Genomic DNA, 13,839 nt, shown 5'->3' with positions numbered 1-13,839 from the left:
CGAAGATGCAGCCGAGTGTCCAAAAAGGATGTCTGAACGATGGATGACCGGAAAATTGGAATTTTCATGGATTCACTGCTGCCCCTGTTTAAAGCGGGGGTGGCTTATACCCTTCCGCTGGCGCTTGTTTCCTTCGCTCTTGGATTGCTGCTAGCTGTTTTTACCGCGCTGTTCCGTCTCTCCTCATGGAGAATCCCGAAGCTGATCGCCCGGTTCTACGTTTGGGTAATCCGCGGGACACCGCTGCTGGTGCAGCTCTTTATTATCTTTTATGGACTTCCGGCGGCAGGGATTGTGCTGGATCCTTTTATAGCCGCTGTAATCGGTTTTACACTCAGTGTTGGAGCCTATTCTTCGGAAATTGTCCGGGCAGCCATCCTGTCCATACATAAAGGCCAATGGGAAGCTGCCTTTTCCGTCGGAATGAGCCGGGGGCAGGCACTGCGGCGGATTATTCTGCCTCAAGCGGCGCGTGTATCGGTTCCGCCCTTGTCGAACTCTTTTATCAGTCTCGTAAAGGATACCTCCCTGGCAGCAAGCATTACGTATGTAGAGATGTTCAAAACAGCGCAGCAGATCACGGCGACCACCTACGAACCGCTGCTGCTCTATAGTGAGGCTGCATTATTCTACCTGCTGTTCTGCTCCGTGCTGTCCGCGCTGCAAAATGCCCTGGAACAGCGGTTTGACCGTTATTCGGCGAGATAAGGAGGAAATCACTTGATTGAAATTCGCGGCCTGCACAAATTCTTCGGTTCGCTACAGGTGTTAAAAGGTATCGAGCTCAGCATGGAGCATGGCAAGGTTCTGGTGATTATCGGGCCCTCCGGCTCCGGCAAAACAACGCTCCTTCGCTGTTTTAATCTGCTGGAAATACCGGATCAGGGTAGCCTGTCGCTGGGGGAATTAAGCCTGGAATTTACGCAAAACAGGAAAATTCCTCATAAGACACTGATGGCCATCCGTCAAAAAACAGGGATGGTTTTTCAGTCCTACAACCTGTTTCCGCATATGACTGCGCTTGGCAATGTAATGGAGGCGCAGGTTACTGTACAGAAACGCAGCAAGGAGGAAGCCAGGAAGCGGGGAATAGAACTGCTAGCCAAGGTAGGCCTCAGTGATAAAGCGGATGCTTATCCCCATCAGCTGTCCGGCGGCCAGCAGCAGCGTGTGGCCATTGCCCGGGCGATGGCGGTCGATCCCGAAGTGCTGCTGTTCGATGAGCCGACTTCAGCGCTGGACCCTGAGCTGGTGGGCGAGGTGCTGAAGGTTATCAAACAGCTTGCGGCTGAAGGCATGACAATGGTAATCGTCACCCATGAGATGAAGTTTGCCGCCGATGTGGCCGACCGGATCATCCTGATGGACAACGGTGTGATCCTGGAACAGGGAACTCCGCAGCAGGTACTGGAGCAGACGGAGAATCCGCGAGCTCTGCAGTTTCTGAACCGGCTGAGCGGTGAGGTTTTATGAGTCGCAGTGTATCCAAGCTGCGTGGAACAAGCAAAGGCAGTCCAGGGGGGACACGGACTGCCTTTGCTTGTATTTAGTTCATCTCATGATGCGCAGGGGAGCGCCTGAGACGCGGTTAATAGTATTTAGTTCTGCGTGGATGCATTATTGACTGAATTCAGATACTCCAGCGCATTGTACAGCATAATAGCCGCTTCGGCCCGGGTAAGCTCACTTTTCGGATTAAACTTGCCATTTGCATCAAGCGTGTTGATCTTGTATTTCAGTGAACGCTGTATGCTGCCTTGGTAGGAAGGCTCCAGTGCAGCTTCGTCAGCAATATCTGCAGGAACAATGTTGATCAGTGGCAGATTGCCAACCTTCTCCACGCCCTGAACGAGCAGGTTGGTGAACATCTCCTTAGTAAATAGCTTGGAAGGATCGATATCTGCAGGAATATCAACCTGGTTGTAATGGGCGTTGACGAAAGCTTCCGCATACCAGGCTTTGTCTTTTACCTTGGAGAATATAGCGCTGGCCAGAGGGGCCTTGTTGAAATCAATGGCAGCCAGACTGAGTTGCAGCCCACCAGTGATAAACTGCACGCCTTGTGCTGTGGTCACTTTGGCACCGGGCAGAAACTGGGTATCGGAGATGCCTTTAATGAGACCTTGTTCCTTCAGGGAGTTGATCTTGGACTTTCCGGCTACATTGTCAATATCTTTAAAGCTGCCGCCAGCAGCAAACATCTGTCCTCCCAGTGAGAAGGAGAGAAGTGATACGGTTGTTATCACTGCAAAAGCGCTTTTTTTCAGTTTCATGTAGATTCCACCTCTATAGTAGGGTAGGCCGCTTGGCCATTATCAACTCCTTTGACGTTATTGTTGAGGAGAAAGTTGCAGAACAAATTAATTATAAATGGCTATGTCTGCGTTTTCTACATCACTTCCTGAAACATCAGGTTTCGGTAAGGATACTTGCTGAGGCTGCTCTTGAACAATAGAGCGGCACCATACTCCTCTATCGTGACGGATTTCAGTGAACTTGCCTTAACGAATCTGCGAACCAGCTTGTTAACGGCGGTCCTGTCGTTGCGCCGGATTGCAGCGGCAAAGCTTTCGGCGTAGCTGCGGCTTCTGGCCAGCTTCCGGTAAAACGGGAGAACAGCTGAGGCAATCCTGCGGTGCATCCTTGCATTAAAAGTAAATTGTACGGTTCCCGGCGGGATAGTCGTCCCGTTTGTATAGAAGGATACCGGCAGCGGAAAGGGGAAGGAGATAAAGTAGCCGATGCCGTTTGTGCCGTAATTTTCTACAGAAGCGAGAGTAGGAATCTTTGCGAGCAGTTTGCCCATAAGACTAAGGTCTGCGTTAACGATGGCGCTGGACCATTTCGCGGCAAAGCTGCCGCTTCCGGCTATCTTCCGGTAGAACGGCAGCATGGCCGCAGCAACTTTGCGCAGAATGGAGCCAGTCACAAGGGGTCTTGCTGTAGGTGCGATTATATTTGCCATCCGGTCCCTCCTCATATCCATAAAATAATCCCATTATATAAGATATGGAAGCCGGGCCTATTTCGGATTGGGCAGATGTTTAGTCTACAGGAATATAAATAGTTATTCGCATATAATCGGGATACGTTGAGTTCAACACATCCGTAATTTCAAAGTCGGGCCCCTCCCGCCGTTCATAATTGGTGTTCGGCAGCCAGGTTCCGTAGATATAGTCTCGGGTTGACTGGCTCAACCCGGCTGGGCCATGGGCCTTGAACATGGCATAGTTTCCTGCCGGGATATCGAACTGGACATAAGCTTCTGCTGGAACTTCCGCTGTATCCGCTACCGCTTCACCGATGATAAATGAGAAGTCTCCGTTATCCTGATAGTGGCAGGCGATGCCATAGGACATCCCCGGTGACTGTTTTTCCGGAATAGCCATGAACCGCCCGTTTCTTCCAAAGTCCTCATAGAATCCGGGAATATCCTTGTAATGCGCGTCTTCATTTAGATTCGTTTTGTACTCTACGCCGATAATCTTCGTTCCTTCCCAGTGGATCAGTGTTGGTTTGTCCATTTCGTGTACATCTCCTTTGGTTGTTTTTTGGAGTTCCAGAAAATTGATGACAGGCTGTCCTTGGATAACGTCTGCAGTTTTGCGGTATTTACCAGGCGTCAGGCCGGTAAAGCTTTGAAAAGCACGGGTAAACGCTTCCTGGGACTGGTACTGAAAACACAGGGCGATTTGCAGTACGCTTTCGTTGCTTCCACGCAGGCGGTTAGCCGCCTCGGACAATCTTCGTTTGCGGATGTACTCGTTGACAGTGAAGCCGGAGATTGCCAGGAACATCCGCTGGAAATGAAATGCCGAGAAATAAGCCCGGGCGGCAATCTCTGCAATCCGCAGTTCCTCCTGCAAATGTTCTTCAATGTAGTCGAGCGACTGCTGGATTCTGAAGTAATAGTCCATCGGCGTCATTCCTTTGCGCGTTGATTACAGCTTTAATTATGCGGGATATGTTGAAATGTTTTTTGATTCATTGTGCGGAAATTCAGCGGGTGATGTTATAATCATGTCATAGACTTTTCATTTATGGTCAATTTTGTTATGCTTATATCGTAACGATTACTAATTATAAGTTCAAGATATAAGGAAATTCTTGCGGAAAGGCGGGAGAAGCCATGAACCCAATTGCGAATATCAGCCAACAGTTTGCTGCGCAAAACTATAAATTGACGCCCCAGCGTGAGGCTATCGTGAAGGTGCTGCTTGATAATGAGGAAGAGCATTTAAGTGTGGAAGAGGTCTACATGCGTGTGAAAACCAGTTATCCTCATTTGGGGCTGGCAACGGTATACCGGACCTTGGAGCTGCTATGTGAGCTGCATATTGTAGAAAAGATGAACTTTGGCGATGGCGTGGCCCGTTATGATCTGCGGGATGATCATGCCCACATGCATCATCATCTGATCTGCAATGTGTGCGGAAGGCTGGAAGAAATCAAGGAGGACTGGCTGCTGGAGCTGGAAAGACGGCTGGAAGTGGAGTACGGATTTAAAGTCACCGATCACAGGCTCGATTTCAAAGGCACTTACAAGACATGCAAGCAGAACGGCTGCAAGGTGGACAAGCAAAAACAGGCGGTATCCTAAGGTTTCTGAAGATTTATATTGGGCTTAAAAAAGACGCAGAGCTCTGGCAGCCTGCGTCTTTAGGTGTATCATATTTTGGGAATAAATACTTAATTTAGTTATTTCTGCACATTGCCTTTAGCTTGTTTGGGCCAGAAAGTGTAGCTAAAACTTATAAGCGCATCAATCCCTACAATAATTGCCCAGACTTTTAATGTTTCGAACAGATTCTCTGTTCGGGAAGAATCACCAGTCACAACAATCATACCGTACATCACAAGTGCACCAATGGCAAAAGCGAGCAGATGAAGCAGCCAGCCGATTCTTTCATTGTGTGCATGTGCTGTGCCGTGTTTTGGCTTGGGAGCAGGTTTTGGACCTCCGGCAAAACGGTAAGCAAACCGTTCATCCGCCCATTTGATCATCCGGTGGCCCCATGCAATAGATACGCCGATATAAATGGCGGATAGACTATGCATGAATGTGGCTTCCGCGCCATTTCTCAGGTCAATTACCGCAACGGCGATAAGCACCAGATCAATCAGCGGAGTGCAGAACAGCAATATGGCTCCTAGCTGCTTCTTGCGGAGGATATAACGGAAGGTCAGCCCCGCCAGGACAAACACCCAAAAGGCGATCTCACAGCCAATAATAAATAACGCCATCTTCGTATTTTCCTCCTAAATAATACAAGTGTATTAAATCAATTGCTGTAAGTTTAGCATGGATGACCTTATAAATTCAACTGTGATATAATTGCCTTATGCCAAAAATAGTGAATCATGAGGAACGGCGCCAACAGTTAGCCGAGGCCGCCTGGCGAATTATCCGCCGGGAAGGGATGGAGGCAGTCTCCGTCAGAAGTGTAGCGAGCGAGGCCGACATGTCATTGGGATCGCTGCGCCATTATTTTGCCACCCAATCAGAATTGCTTGCCTTCTCCATGAAAATGGTGTCGGATCGGGTCAACGCGCGTATGGAAGCTATGGAATTTACGGATCATCCAATGCAGGACATCGAGCGGTTTATCCATGAGCTGATGCCGCTGGATGAAGAACGGAGTGTGGAGGCCGAGGTCTGGCTGGCATTTTCCGTAAAGGCTGTTACAGACCCTGAGCTGCAGGTGCTGAAACAGGAGGTACATAACGCTATGTATGATGGCTTTAGCCAAGCCATTGAATATCTCGCGGCCCGGGGATTGCTTAAGGAGGGATTGGACCTGAGGGCCGAAGCCATGGCGCTGCATGCCTTGGTGGACGGGCTGGTGCTCCATCATATCAGCCAGCCGGAGCAAGTAACCCGGAAAGACCTCAGCGCGCTTGTAACCTACCATTTGCGGGGTCTGCTTCAATAACACAAACAAGCTGCCCTGGAATTATGGCAGCTTGTTTGTGTTATTATTTCTCAGGCTTAAGGCCGGTTTGGCACAAACGATTTGATCCATGTTCCGAAGCTTCCCGGATTGCGGGTCTGCACCAGCACCACGCCTTCGCCGCGGAATCTGCAGACCAGAGCTTCACCGCTGGTCAAGCTGTTCAGCCAGCCGGAGGCGGCTTTTTCCACCTTGTAGTCCATATAATCCGGCCAAGCCACCAGGTGCCCGTTGTCGATAATTATTTCCTCGCCAGGGGCGAGGTTAATCGCATGGATTGCCCCGAAGGAGGAGAGGAACACCGTTCCGCTGCCGCTGATTTCTATGATGAAGAATCCTTCGCCGGAGAACAGGCCGCGGGTCAGGTTCTGCATTTTGGTGTTGACCTGGATCCCATGGGTTCCCGCGAGGAAGCCGTCCTTCTGAACATACAGCTTGTACGACCCGTCAAGCTCAATCGCCTGGATATCGCCGATGGCTCCTGGGGAGAGCAGCACTTCGCTTTGACCCCGTGTGGCAGTAAGCTCTTGGAAGAAAAACTTCTCACCGCTCAGCATCCGGCCAAGTCCACGCATTAAACCGCCGTCTACCGTACCTCTGATCTCAACATTCGGCGACATGGCGACCATCGCGCCCATTTCCGCCTTGACACTTTCACCCGGGTTCAAATGCACCTTGAGCATGGCAAAAGCGCCATCATATAATACATCGTATTTCATTGATTTCTCCTCCGATTCTGCCTAGCTTTTATAACGGAATTCCTGTAAAACAAGGATACTATATTATACCATTTTCTGGTCTGCAAGCTTCTAGATTTAAGCGGGTACCAGATTTTTATAATTAACTATACCGGGAAATCAGGTCGCGAATATGTTAAAATTAAAGTATCGGCAGACGGCTTGCCGGTCATAACGATACAAAAGGAGTGTTGCTGCAATGGCACGCACGAAAACACAAAAAGCTCTGCTCAAGGCAGAACGCGCCGGAACATGGTGCGCCGCAAGAAACAGGAGATCAAATGATGACTACAGCGCAATCTCCCAGCATGTACGTCTTACTCCCAGCAAACAACAACAATTGAATAAGATCAAACACAAGGAGCGGATCTTTCGGGATGGTGCTCCTTTGCATTTATACGGGGCCTCATAACTAAGTCTGCGCCCTGCTGTGTATGCGGTACTGTTTTGGCGACATGCCAAACCGGCTGCGGAACACGCGGTGAAAGTAAGTATAGTTGGCAAAACCGCAGGTTTCGGAGACATGCTCCAGCGGCATCGGACTGAAGGTGATCCGTTCCCGCGCCATTTCCAGCCGGACGTCATTTACATATTTCACTATGCTGGTGCCAAAAGCTTCTTTAAAGAGATGTACCGCGCGGGAGACAGAAATGTCGACGTGGCTGGCCACATCCTCGAGCCGGAAAGAAATAGCGGCATGTTCTTCCACATATTGCTTCATCCGGTAGGAGAGATAACCTTTAGGTGAGATCACAGGCTGTTCGGTCATCAGTCTATCAATCTCCATACATAAAATCTGCAGATAACACGCTGAAATCTCTGGTGAAGAGTCGGAGAGCCTGCGCTGCTCCAGCACAAGCTGGCGGAATAAGCCGAGAAAATAATCGCTGCGCGGCAGGCGGAGAAGGGCAGGACGCTGTTTGCGTGTCCACCATTCCTCGATCCATGGGCCGCCGCAAAAAATATGGTAATCCCCGCTTTCAATCCGCGGTTTGCCTACAGGGTAGTTCTCTTTGTCGATGCTTAAATAGTAAGGATCATCCGGGGCGAAGAGCATAAGGTCGCCGGTCTCCACTGTGGAGATGACACCGTCAATCCGCGTCCGGCTGCGCCCCTCCGTCTGCAATCGCAGGAGATAATTCTGGAGGCCTTCATTGAGCGACGAATGGAAAGGCTTGCGGTGAAAAGAGAATCCCGCAGAAAATACGTGGCAGGCAGCAGCAGATGTCATGAGTCCTCCTGGATTATTGAAATGATAAGCAGATTGTTCATGTTTTAATCATATTATTCATTTTATTATATACGCTTTCATATTACCATGTAGCTAAGCAAAAACATATAAAAGATGCGAAGGAGGCTGTATGGCGGCTCTGGAAGCTACATAAGCAGGCGTGGGCTTCAAAGTCGCAGGAAATAGATATAAAGGACATTTTTGAATAACAGCCCTTTTGTTCAGGTGATTTCCATAGTGTGGCCGAAGCAGGTACGCCGTTTTGAATAAACGCAAGTTAACTCTACAACGACTAGGAGTGAGGAATTGATGCTGAAGATTGGATTACAGTTGTATACGCTGAGAGCAGAGCTGGAGCAGGATTTCGAAGGAACGCTGCGCAAGGTGGCTGAGCTGGGATATGCGGGAGTGGAATTTTACGATTTTTTCGGCCGGACAGCAGAGGAAGTAAAGGGACTGCTTCAGGAAACGGGATTGGTTGCTCTCGGTGCACATCGTCCATATGATGTCATGCTAAACGATACAGAGCAGGAAATCAGCTATAATCTTGAGATCGGCAACCGGAACCTGATTGTGCCTTATTTGACTGAGGAACAGCGTAACTGGGAAGAGGTTGTTGCTAATTTCCGCATAATAGGAAAGAAATGCAGAGCAAGGGGAGCAGTTTTCGCTTATCATAATCATGATTTTGAATTCACGGAGCATTTTGGAGAGCGCACCGCATTTGACGGTATCTTCGAAGAGGTTTCTGCTGAGCTGCTTCAGGTAGAAATGGACACCTGCTGGGTGTACTACGGCGGTTATGACCCTGTTGAGTATATCCACAAATATGCCGGCCGTTTGCCGCTTATCCACTTAAAGGATATGAAGAAGCTCGAAGATGGCTCGGCAGAGACTGTTGTACTAGGTGAAGGTGAAGTGAATCTTACCGCGATTCTGGAGGCTGCTGATGCGGCTGGAGTGGAGTGGGCGGTAGTGGAACAGGATTATTGCAGCCGTCCGGCGCTGGAAAGTGTTGCGGACAGTATGAAATGGGTTAAAGGCTATGCCAATCAAGGGGGAAAAGTTCATGTCTGATAAACTTAAAATTGCTATTATCGGTTGCGGTGGTATCGCAAACGGCAAACATATGCCAAGCCTATCCCGTCAACAGAATGCTGAAATGGTAGCATTTTGCGATATCGTGGAAGAACGTGCCCAGGAGGCTGCCAAAATCTATGGCGCCGAAGGTGCAGTAGTCTATACGGATTTCCGTGAGTTGCTAGCAGCGGGCGGATTTGATATTGTGCATGTATGTACACCCAATGACAGTCACTCCGAAATTACGGTTGCGGCGCTTGAAGCCGGTAACCATGTGATGTGCGAAAAGCCGATGGCCAAGACAACGGCGCAGGCTCAGGACATGCTGGATGCTGCCCGCCGCACTGGCAAGAAGCTGTCAATCGCGTATCAGAACCGGTTCCGTGCAGATAGTGAATATCTGAAGGGAATGTGCGAAAGCGGGGAGCTGGGCGATATTTATTATGGCCGTGCCATCGCGCTGCGACGCCGCGCCGTTCCGACCTGGGGGGTATTTCTGGATGAAGAGAAGCAGGGCGGAGGTCCGCTGATCGATATCGGAACGCATGCTCTGGATTTGACACTCTGGCTGATGGACAATTATAAACCTCGTGTAGTGGTCGGTTCTACCTTCCACAAGCTGGGGCAGCGTAAAAATGCCGCAAATGCGTTCGGTCCATGGGATCCTGAACAATTTAAGGTTGAAGACTCCGCTTTCGGTTTTATTACAATGGAGAACGGGGCAACCATCGTGCTGGAATCAAGCTGGGCACTGAATGTGGCTGAATTCGGTGAAGCGAAGACGCTGCTAGCAGGCACCGAAGGCGGTGCGGATATGAAAGACGGCCTGCGCATTAACGGAGAGCGTGCCGGACGCCTGTATGAAACGAAGGTGGACCTGTCTTCCGGCGGCGTTGCTTTCTACAGCGGGTCTGCAGAGACCGAGGCTGACCGCGAAGCCCGCTTGTGGCTTGAGGCGGTTATTGAAGACAAGGACCCGGTCGTCAAGCCTGAACAAGCGTTTGTTGTGACGCAGATTCTGGAAGCTGTTTATGAATCCGCACGCACTGGCCGTGCAGTCTATTTTGACGGAAGTTCTGACAACTAAGAGAATTTAACACGGATACTATAAGAAAAGCAGGAGTGGAATCCATGAGTTCAAACAAACATTCGGTGGTCATCGTCGGCTATGGTGGAATGGGAAGTTATCATGCACAATTAATCGGTGAGAATGAGCGCCTGGAAGTCGCAGGTACGTTCGATTTACTGGAAGTGCGGCGCGAAGCGTCAGTAGAAGCAGGTTATAAAGCTTATGCCAGCTATGAGGAAGTGCTTGCTGACCCGGTTGTCGAGGTGGTGCTGATTGCAACCCCGAACGATGTCCATAAAGAAATAGCCATCCGTGCGCTCCAAGCCGGCAAGCATGTCGTCTGTGAGAAGCCGGTAGCCATGTCCTCTGCTGAGTTTAAGGAGATGACTGCAGCGGCCGATGGAGCCGGACGCGTCCTGATGGTTCATCAGAACAGACGCTGGGATGAGGATTTTCGCGTGATCAAGCAAATGTACGAGACGGAAACGATTGGAGCACTGTTCCAGATTGAGTCCCGCGTACATGGTGCCAATGGCATTCCCGGCGACTGGCGCCATGTGAAGGAGCAGGGTGGAGGTATGTTGCTCGATTGGGGCGTACATCTGCTGGACCAGTTGCTGTTTATGATCGACAGTAAAGTGATCAGCGTAACCAGCACTCTGAGCTATATTCTCGGCAATGATGTCGATGACGGATTTGAAGCGGTGCTGCAATTCGCAAATGGCATCAAGGCGATCGTTGAGGTCGGCACGACCAACTTCATCACATTGCCAAGATGGTATGTGAAAGGGATTGAAGGTTCAGCAGTAATCGAAGACTGGTCGCTGACCGGAAGAATTGTTACCCGCAATAGTGAAAGTGAACACCGGGAGCCCACACCGATCCGTGCCGGTGTCGGCTTGACCAAGACGATGGCACCGCCTTCGGAAGGCTCGACCATTACCGAAGCACTGCCGCCGGCAGCAGAGCTTGCGGATGGTTTCTACAACAATTTTGTCGCTGTAATTGAAGGTACGGCTGAGCCGATCGTCAAGAATGCGGAAGTGCTGCGTGTGCAGAATCTGATTGAAGCGATTTTTGAGGCTGCTGAGAGCAATCAAGTCATTAAGGATTTTGATACTTACGAAGCTTAAAGAGCAGCGGAATATTACAATGTGAGAGGCGGCAGGGCAATGAAACTTGGTGTATTTATGGTGCTTTTCGGCGGTCGTAAGCTTGAGGATGCGTTGGATTATGTGGTTTCCAAAGGACTTAAGGCAGTGGAGATCGGTACCGGCGGCAACCCGGGCAACAGCCATTGTGATCCGAAGCTGCTGCTTGAGAATGAAACGGCGCTGAAGGAATTTAAGCATGCGGTGGAGTCACGCGGCCTGATGATCAGTGCGCTAAGCTGCCACGGCAATCCGCTGCATCCGCAGAAAGAGCTGGCCCGCAAGGACCACGAAGATTTCGTGAACTCTGTTAAACTGGCGCAAAAACTCGGGGTTCAGGTTGTAAACACCTTCTCGGGCTGCCCGGGTGACCATGAGGATGCCAAATACCCCAACTGGCCGGTTGCTCCATGGCCGAACGATTACCAGGAAATTCTGGCTTGGCAGTGGGAGAATAAGGTTATTCCTTACTGGAAGGAAATGGGCTTATTCGCAACACAGCATGACGTCAAGATTGGCTTAGAGCTGCACGGAGGGTTTTCCGTGCATACGCCAGCGACATTGCTGCGCCTGCGAGAAGCTGCAGGTGAAGCTATCGGGGCCAACCTTGATCCCAGCCATATGTGGTGGCAAGGCATTGATCCGGTGCAGGCCATACATATTCTCGGCCGCCAGGGCGCGATTCATCACTTCCACGCTAAGGATACAGTGATTGATCCGGTTAATGTGAATATGTACGGATTGACCGATATGCAGTCGTATACCAATATGCTTGACCGTGCCTGGCAATTCCGTTCAGTCGGTTATGGACATGACGTGAAGGTCTGGGCAGATATCATCAGTGCCCTTCGATTGGTAGGTTATGATTATGTAGTCAGTATCGAACATGAAGATGGACTGATGTCCATTGAAGAAGGGTTCTCCAAAGCGGTAGACAATCTTCGTCAAGTGCTGATTGAAGAGCCGCTTGCTGATATGTGGTGGGTATAAGTTCTATGGATAGCTTCACTAAAGTCAAATTGGATGACGGGCAGCTGGCACTGCTGGTTGAGACGGCTTTCGGCAAAGAAGCGGGGATTGTCTCTTGCTCGGAGCTGACCGGAGGTTTTTTTAATACGGCTTACGATCTTGAATTAAGCAATGGCCAGACTGTGATTCTGAAGATTGCTCCTGCAGATGAGACCGAAACGTTAAGCTATGAGAAGGATATTATGCGGGCAGAAGTAGAAGCCCTGCAGCTGGTCAAGGCAGCCGGTGATATTCCTGTGCCAGCCGTATACAGTTATGACGAAAGCCTCCAACTGATCCCATCTCCCTATTTTTTCATGGAGAAGATTGAAGGGCAGCCCTACAGTGAAGTGAAAGATACTTTGTCCGTCGAGCAAAGAGCCTCCATCGAGCAGGAGCTGGGACGGTACCAGCGGTTGATTAACGAGATTAAGGGACCGCGGTTTGGCCTGTTTGGACAGATGCCGGAAGGAACGGTAGCCTCATGGCGGGAGAGCTTCACTTCGCTGATGAATAACCTGCTTGCTGATGCCGCCAGACTGGAAGCCAAATTACCGGCGTCCCACGATGAAATTAAACGGGTGCTGGAGCAATATTATCCTGCCCTTGATGAGGTGACGGAACCCCGGCTTGTGCATTGGGATTTGTGGAATGGCAATCTGTTTGTGAAGGATGGAGTTATTGTCTCCATTATTGATTGGGAGAGAGCGCTGTGGGGCGATGTGCTGCAGGAGTATTATTTCCGGCACTTCGAGGACTCAGCAGCCTTCCACAAAGGCTATGGTCTCACCTTCGACAGCCCGAACGAGCTGCGGCGCAAGAAACTCTATGACCTGTATCTCGACCTCATCCTTGTGATTGAGTGTTATTCACGGCAGTATAAGGATGAGAATCATGTAAGCTGGACCTTGGATAACCTGGCGGAGAGCTGGAGAACATTCACCGGCAGCGGTGAGGCCATAAAATAGAACGCGGAAGGCCGGTCCTCTGAAGGGAGACCGGTCTTCTTGCTGCTCTGATTAACCGGAAACACATGTTTTGTGGGGATGGTTTACAAATGCTGAGTTGGCTGAATCTTCATATCGATACGATAAGCTTGTTGTGGTTGCTGCCTGTATGCTTCATGTTTCATGATTTTGAAGAAATTCTTACTGTTGAGTCTTGGGCAGGCAAATACGGCAGCCGCGTGGAAGAGACTCTTCCTAAGTACATGAGCACAATGTATAGGAGTACCATGCGCATGACGACGCGGGCTTTTGCTATGGATGTGCTGTTCGTGTATATTCTGATAGTAACAGTGACCGTACTTGCAGTATTCTTTTCTTTTTACTTGTTATATCTGGCGGTTCTTGCCGTTTTCCTGCTGCATGTTTTTACACATCTGGGGCAAAGTGTCTTTTTGAAACTGTATACTCCCGGCGTAGTAACCGCGTTGTTAGTAGCATTGCCTTATTCACTTTATGCTTTTTACAGGCTGCTGGAGACAGAGACCGTTAGCTTTGCGGATATAGGCTGGTCGCTATTGCTGTTGCTATGCCTGGCTCCACCGGCTGTCTGGGGCCTGATGAAGAGCAGAATGCGCCGCAATCAAGGGTGAAACCGCTTGAATCTC

The 13,839-nt window shown here is 50.0% G+C and carries 17 protein-coding genes; 11 read left to right on the top strand and 6 right to left on the bottom strand.

Going from position 1 to position 13,839, the window contains the following annotated elements:
* The first annotated feature begins 39 nt into the window (after positions 1-39).
* The gene (locus AC3WT9_RS07875) at positions 40-708 is read left to right on the top strand and encodes an amino acid ABC transporter permease (RefSeq protein ID WP_341092574.1); all 669 of its coding nucleotides are present in this window, start codon (positions 40-42) and stop codon (positions 706-708) included.
* A gap of 12 nt (positions 709-720) precedes the next feature.
* Positions 721-1,473, top strand: a complete 753-nt coding sequence (locus AC3WT9_RS07870; RefSeq protein WP_341092575.1) for an amino acid ABC transporter ATP-binding protein — start codon at positions 721-723, stop codon at positions 1,471-1,473.
* Positions 1,474-1,598: 125 nt separating this feature from the next.
* On the opposite strand, the gene AC3WT9_RS07865 is transcribed toward AC3WT9_RS07870, so the two are convergent.
* From AC3WT9_RS07865 to AC3WT9_RS07855, 3 genes are all read right to left on the bottom strand, one after another.
* Positions 1,599-2,273: an S-layer homology domain-containing protein gene (locus AC3WT9_RS07865; RefSeq protein ID WP_341378367.1), complete on the bottom strand. Its 675-nt coding sequence runs from the start codon at positions 2,271-2,273 to the stop codon at positions 1,599-1,601.
* A gap of 116 nt (positions 2,274-2,389) precedes the next feature.
* On the bottom strand, positions 2,390-2,965 hold the full coding sequence (locus tag AC3WT9_RS07860; RefSeq protein ID WP_341092577.1) for a hypothetical protein: 576 nt from the start codon (positions 2,963-2,965) through the stop codon (positions 2,390-2,392).
* 79 nt (positions 2,966-3,044) lie between these two features.
* On the bottom strand, positions 3,045-3,917 hold the full coding sequence (locus AC3WT9_RS07855; protein WP_341097653.1) for an AraC family transcriptional regulator: 873 nt from the start codon (positions 3,915-3,917) through the stop codon (positions 3,045-3,047).
* Between the two features lie 212 nt (positions 3,918-4,129).
* Here AC3WT9_RS07855 and AC3WT9_RS07850 point away from each other — a divergent pair, with 212 nt between their 5' ends.
* Complete coding sequence (locus AC3WT9_RS07850) at positions 4,130-4,600, top strand: Fur family transcriptional regulator (RefSeq protein WP_341092578.1); 471 nt, start codon at positions 4,130-4,132, stop codon at positions 4,598-4,600.
* Positions 4,601-4,698: 98 nt separating this feature from the next.
* Here AC3WT9_RS07850 and AC3WT9_RS07845 read toward each other — a convergent pair whose 3' ends face one another.
* Positions 4,699-5,244 (bottom strand): hypothetical protein, encoded by a 546-nt coding sequence (locus AC3WT9_RS07845; RefSeq protein ID WP_341378368.1) that lies wholly within the window; start codon positions 5,242-5,244, stop codon positions 4,699-4,701.
* A 98-nt stretch (positions 5,245-5,342) separates the two neighbouring features.
* Here AC3WT9_RS07845 and AC3WT9_RS07840 point away from each other — a divergent pair, with 98 nt between their 5' ends.
* Positions 5,343-5,933 (top strand): TetR/AcrR family transcriptional regulator, encoded by a 591-nt coding sequence (locus AC3WT9_RS07840; protein WP_492407531.1) that lies wholly within the window; start codon positions 5,343-5,345, stop codon positions 5,931-5,933.
* A gap of 56 nt (positions 5,934-5,989) precedes the next feature.
* Here AC3WT9_RS07840 and AC3WT9_RS07835 read toward each other — a convergent pair whose 3' ends face one another.
* Positions 5,990-6,670 carry a TIGR00266 family protein gene (locus AC3WT9_RS07835; RefSeq protein WP_341378370.1) on the bottom strand — a complete coding sequence of 227 codons (681 nt, stop codon included), beginning with the start codon at positions 6,668-6,670 and terminating at the stop codon, positions 5,990-5,992.
* A 217-nt stretch (positions 6,671-6,887) separates the two neighbouring features.
* Here AC3WT9_RS07835 and brfA point away from each other — a divergent pair, with 217 nt between their 5' ends.
* The gene (gene brfA / locus AC3WT9_RS07830) at positions 6,888-7,100 is read left to right on the top strand and encodes a ribosome rescue factor BrfA (RefSeq protein ID WP_341092582.1); all 213 of its coding nucleotides are present in this window, start codon (positions 6,888-6,890) and stop codon (positions 7,098-7,100) included.
* Here brfA and AC3WT9_RS07825 read toward each other — a convergent pair whose 3' ends face one another.
* Positions 7,101-7,919 (bottom strand): helix-turn-helix domain-containing protein, encoded by an 819-nt coding sequence (locus AC3WT9_RS07825; RefSeq protein ID WP_492407530.1) that lies wholly within the window; start codon positions 7,917-7,919, stop codon positions 7,101-7,103. It lies immediately after the preceding gene.
* A gap of 309 nt (positions 7,920-8,228) precedes the next feature.
* Between AC3WT9_RS07825 and AC3WT9_RS07820 the strand changes: the two genes are divergently transcribed.
* The 6 genes from AC3WT9_RS07820 (at position 8,229) to AC3WT9_RS07795 (ending at position 13,824) form a co-directional block, all read left to right on the top strand.
* A complete protein-coding gene (locus AC3WT9_RS07820) occupies positions 8,229-8,996 on the top strand; it encodes a sugar phosphate isomerase/epimerase family protein (protein ID WP_341378371.1) in 768 nt (255 codons plus the stop codon).
* Positions 8,989-10,086 carry a Gfo/Idh/MocA family protein gene (locus AC3WT9_RS07815; RefSeq protein ID WP_341092588.1) on the top strand — a complete coding sequence of 366 codons (1,098 nt, stop codon included), beginning with the start codon at positions 8,989-8,991 and terminating at the stop codon, positions 10,084-10,086. Before AC3WT9_RS07820 ends, AC3WT9_RS07815 begins: the two co-directional genes overlap by 8 nt.
* Positions 10,087-10,130: 44 nt before the next feature.
* The gene (locus AC3WT9_RS07810; protein WP_341092589.1) at positions 10,131-11,201 is read left to right on the top strand and encodes a Gfo/Idh/MocA family protein; all 1,071 of its coding nucleotides are present in this window, start codon (positions 10,131-10,133) and stop codon (positions 11,199-11,201) included.
* 39 nt (positions 11,202-11,240) lie between these two features.
* Entirely contained in the window at positions 11,241-12,209 is a 969-nt protein-coding gene (locus AC3WT9_RS07805; RefSeq protein WP_341092591.1) for a sugar phosphate isomerase/epimerase family protein, read from the top strand.
* Positions 12,210-12,214: 5 nt separating this feature from the next.
* The gene (locus AC3WT9_RS07800; RefSeq protein WP_341092593.1) at positions 12,215-13,195 is read left to right on the top strand and encodes a phosphotransferase family protein; all 981 of its coding nucleotides are present in this window, start codon (positions 12,215-12,217) and stop codon (positions 13,193-13,195) included.
* Between the two features lie 89 nt (positions 13,196-13,284).
* Positions 13,285-13,824, top strand: a complete 540-nt coding sequence (locus AC3WT9_RS07795) for an HXXEE domain-containing protein (RefSeq protein WP_341378372.1) — start codon at positions 13,285-13,287, stop codon at positions 13,822-13,824.
* Positions 13,825-13,839 lie beyond the last annotated feature (15 nt).

Source organism: Paenibacillus sp. EB106-06-01-XG199, assembly GCF_058791575.1.
This window is presented reverse-complemented; position numbering and strand designations above follow the sequence as displayed.

What these genes read in the sequence shown, in the direction of transcription:
- AC3WT9_RS07875 (WP_341092574.1), top strand. Translation starts at nt 40, where the DNA reads ATGGATGACCGGAAAATTGGAATTTTCATGGATTCACTGCTGCCCCTG.
- AC3WT9_RS07865 (WP_341378367.1), bottom strand. Translation starts at nt 2,273, where the DNA reads ATGAAACTGAAAAAAAGCGCTTTTGCAGTGATAACAACCGTATCACTT.
- AC3WT9_RS07860 (WP_341092577.1), bottom strand. Translation starts at nt 2,965, where the DNA reads ATGGCAAATATAATCGCACCTACAGCAAGACCCCTTGTGACTGGCTCC.
- AC3WT9_RS07855 (WP_341097653.1), bottom strand. Translation starts at nt 3,917, where the DNA reads ATGGACTATTACTTCAGAATCCAGCAGTCGCTCGACTACATTGAAGAA.
- AC3WT9_RS07850 (WP_341092578.1), top strand. Translation starts at nt 4,130, where the DNA reads ATGAACCCAATTGCGAATATCAGCCAACAGTTTGCTGCGCAAAACTAT.
- AC3WT9_RS07845 (WP_341378368.1), bottom strand. Translation starts at nt 5,244, where the DNA reads ATGGCGTTATTTATTATTGGCTGTGAGATCGCCTTTTGGGTGTTTGTC.
- AC3WT9_RS07840 (WP_492407531.1), top strand. Translation starts at nt 5,343, where the DNA reads ATGCCAAAAATAGTGAATCATGAGGAACGGCGCCAACAGTTAGCCGAG.
- AC3WT9_RS07835 (WP_341378370.1), bottom strand. Translation starts at nt 6,670, where the DNA reads ATGAAATACGATGTATTATATGATGGCGCTTTTGCCATGCTCAAGGTG.
- brfA (WP_341092582.1), top strand. Translation starts at nt 6,888, where the DNA reads ATGGCACGCACGAAAACACAAAAAGCTCTGCTCAAGGCAGAACGCGCC.
- AC3WT9_RS07825 (WP_492407530.1), bottom strand. Translation starts at nt 7,919, where the DNA reads ATGACATCTGCTGCTGCCTGCCACGTATTTTCTGCGGGATTCTCTTTT.
- AC3WT9_RS07820 (WP_341378371.1), top strand. Translation starts at nt 8,229, where the DNA reads ATGCTGAAGATTGGATTACAGTTGTATACGCTGAGAGCAGAGCTGGAG.
- AC3WT9_RS07815 (WP_341092588.1), top strand. Translation starts at nt 8,989, where the DNA reads ATGTCTGATAAACTTAAAATTGCTATTATCGGTTGCGGTGGTATCGCA.
- AC3WT9_RS07810 (WP_341092589.1), top strand. Translation starts at nt 10,131, where the DNA reads ATGAGTTCAAACAAACATTCGGTGGTCATCGTCGGCTATGGTGGAATG.
- AC3WT9_RS07805 (WP_341092591.1), top strand. Translation starts at nt 11,241, where the DNA reads ATGAAACTTGGTGTATTTATGGTGCTTTTCGGCGGTCGTAAGCTTGAG.
- AC3WT9_RS07800 (WP_341092593.1), top strand. Translation starts at nt 12,215, where the DNA reads ATGGATAGCTTCACTAAAGTCAAATTGGATGACGGGCAGCTGGCACTG.
- AC3WT9_RS07795 (WP_341378372.1), top strand. Translation starts at nt 13,285, where the DNA reads ATGCTGAGTTGGCTGAATCTTCATATCGATACGATAAGCTTGTTGTGG.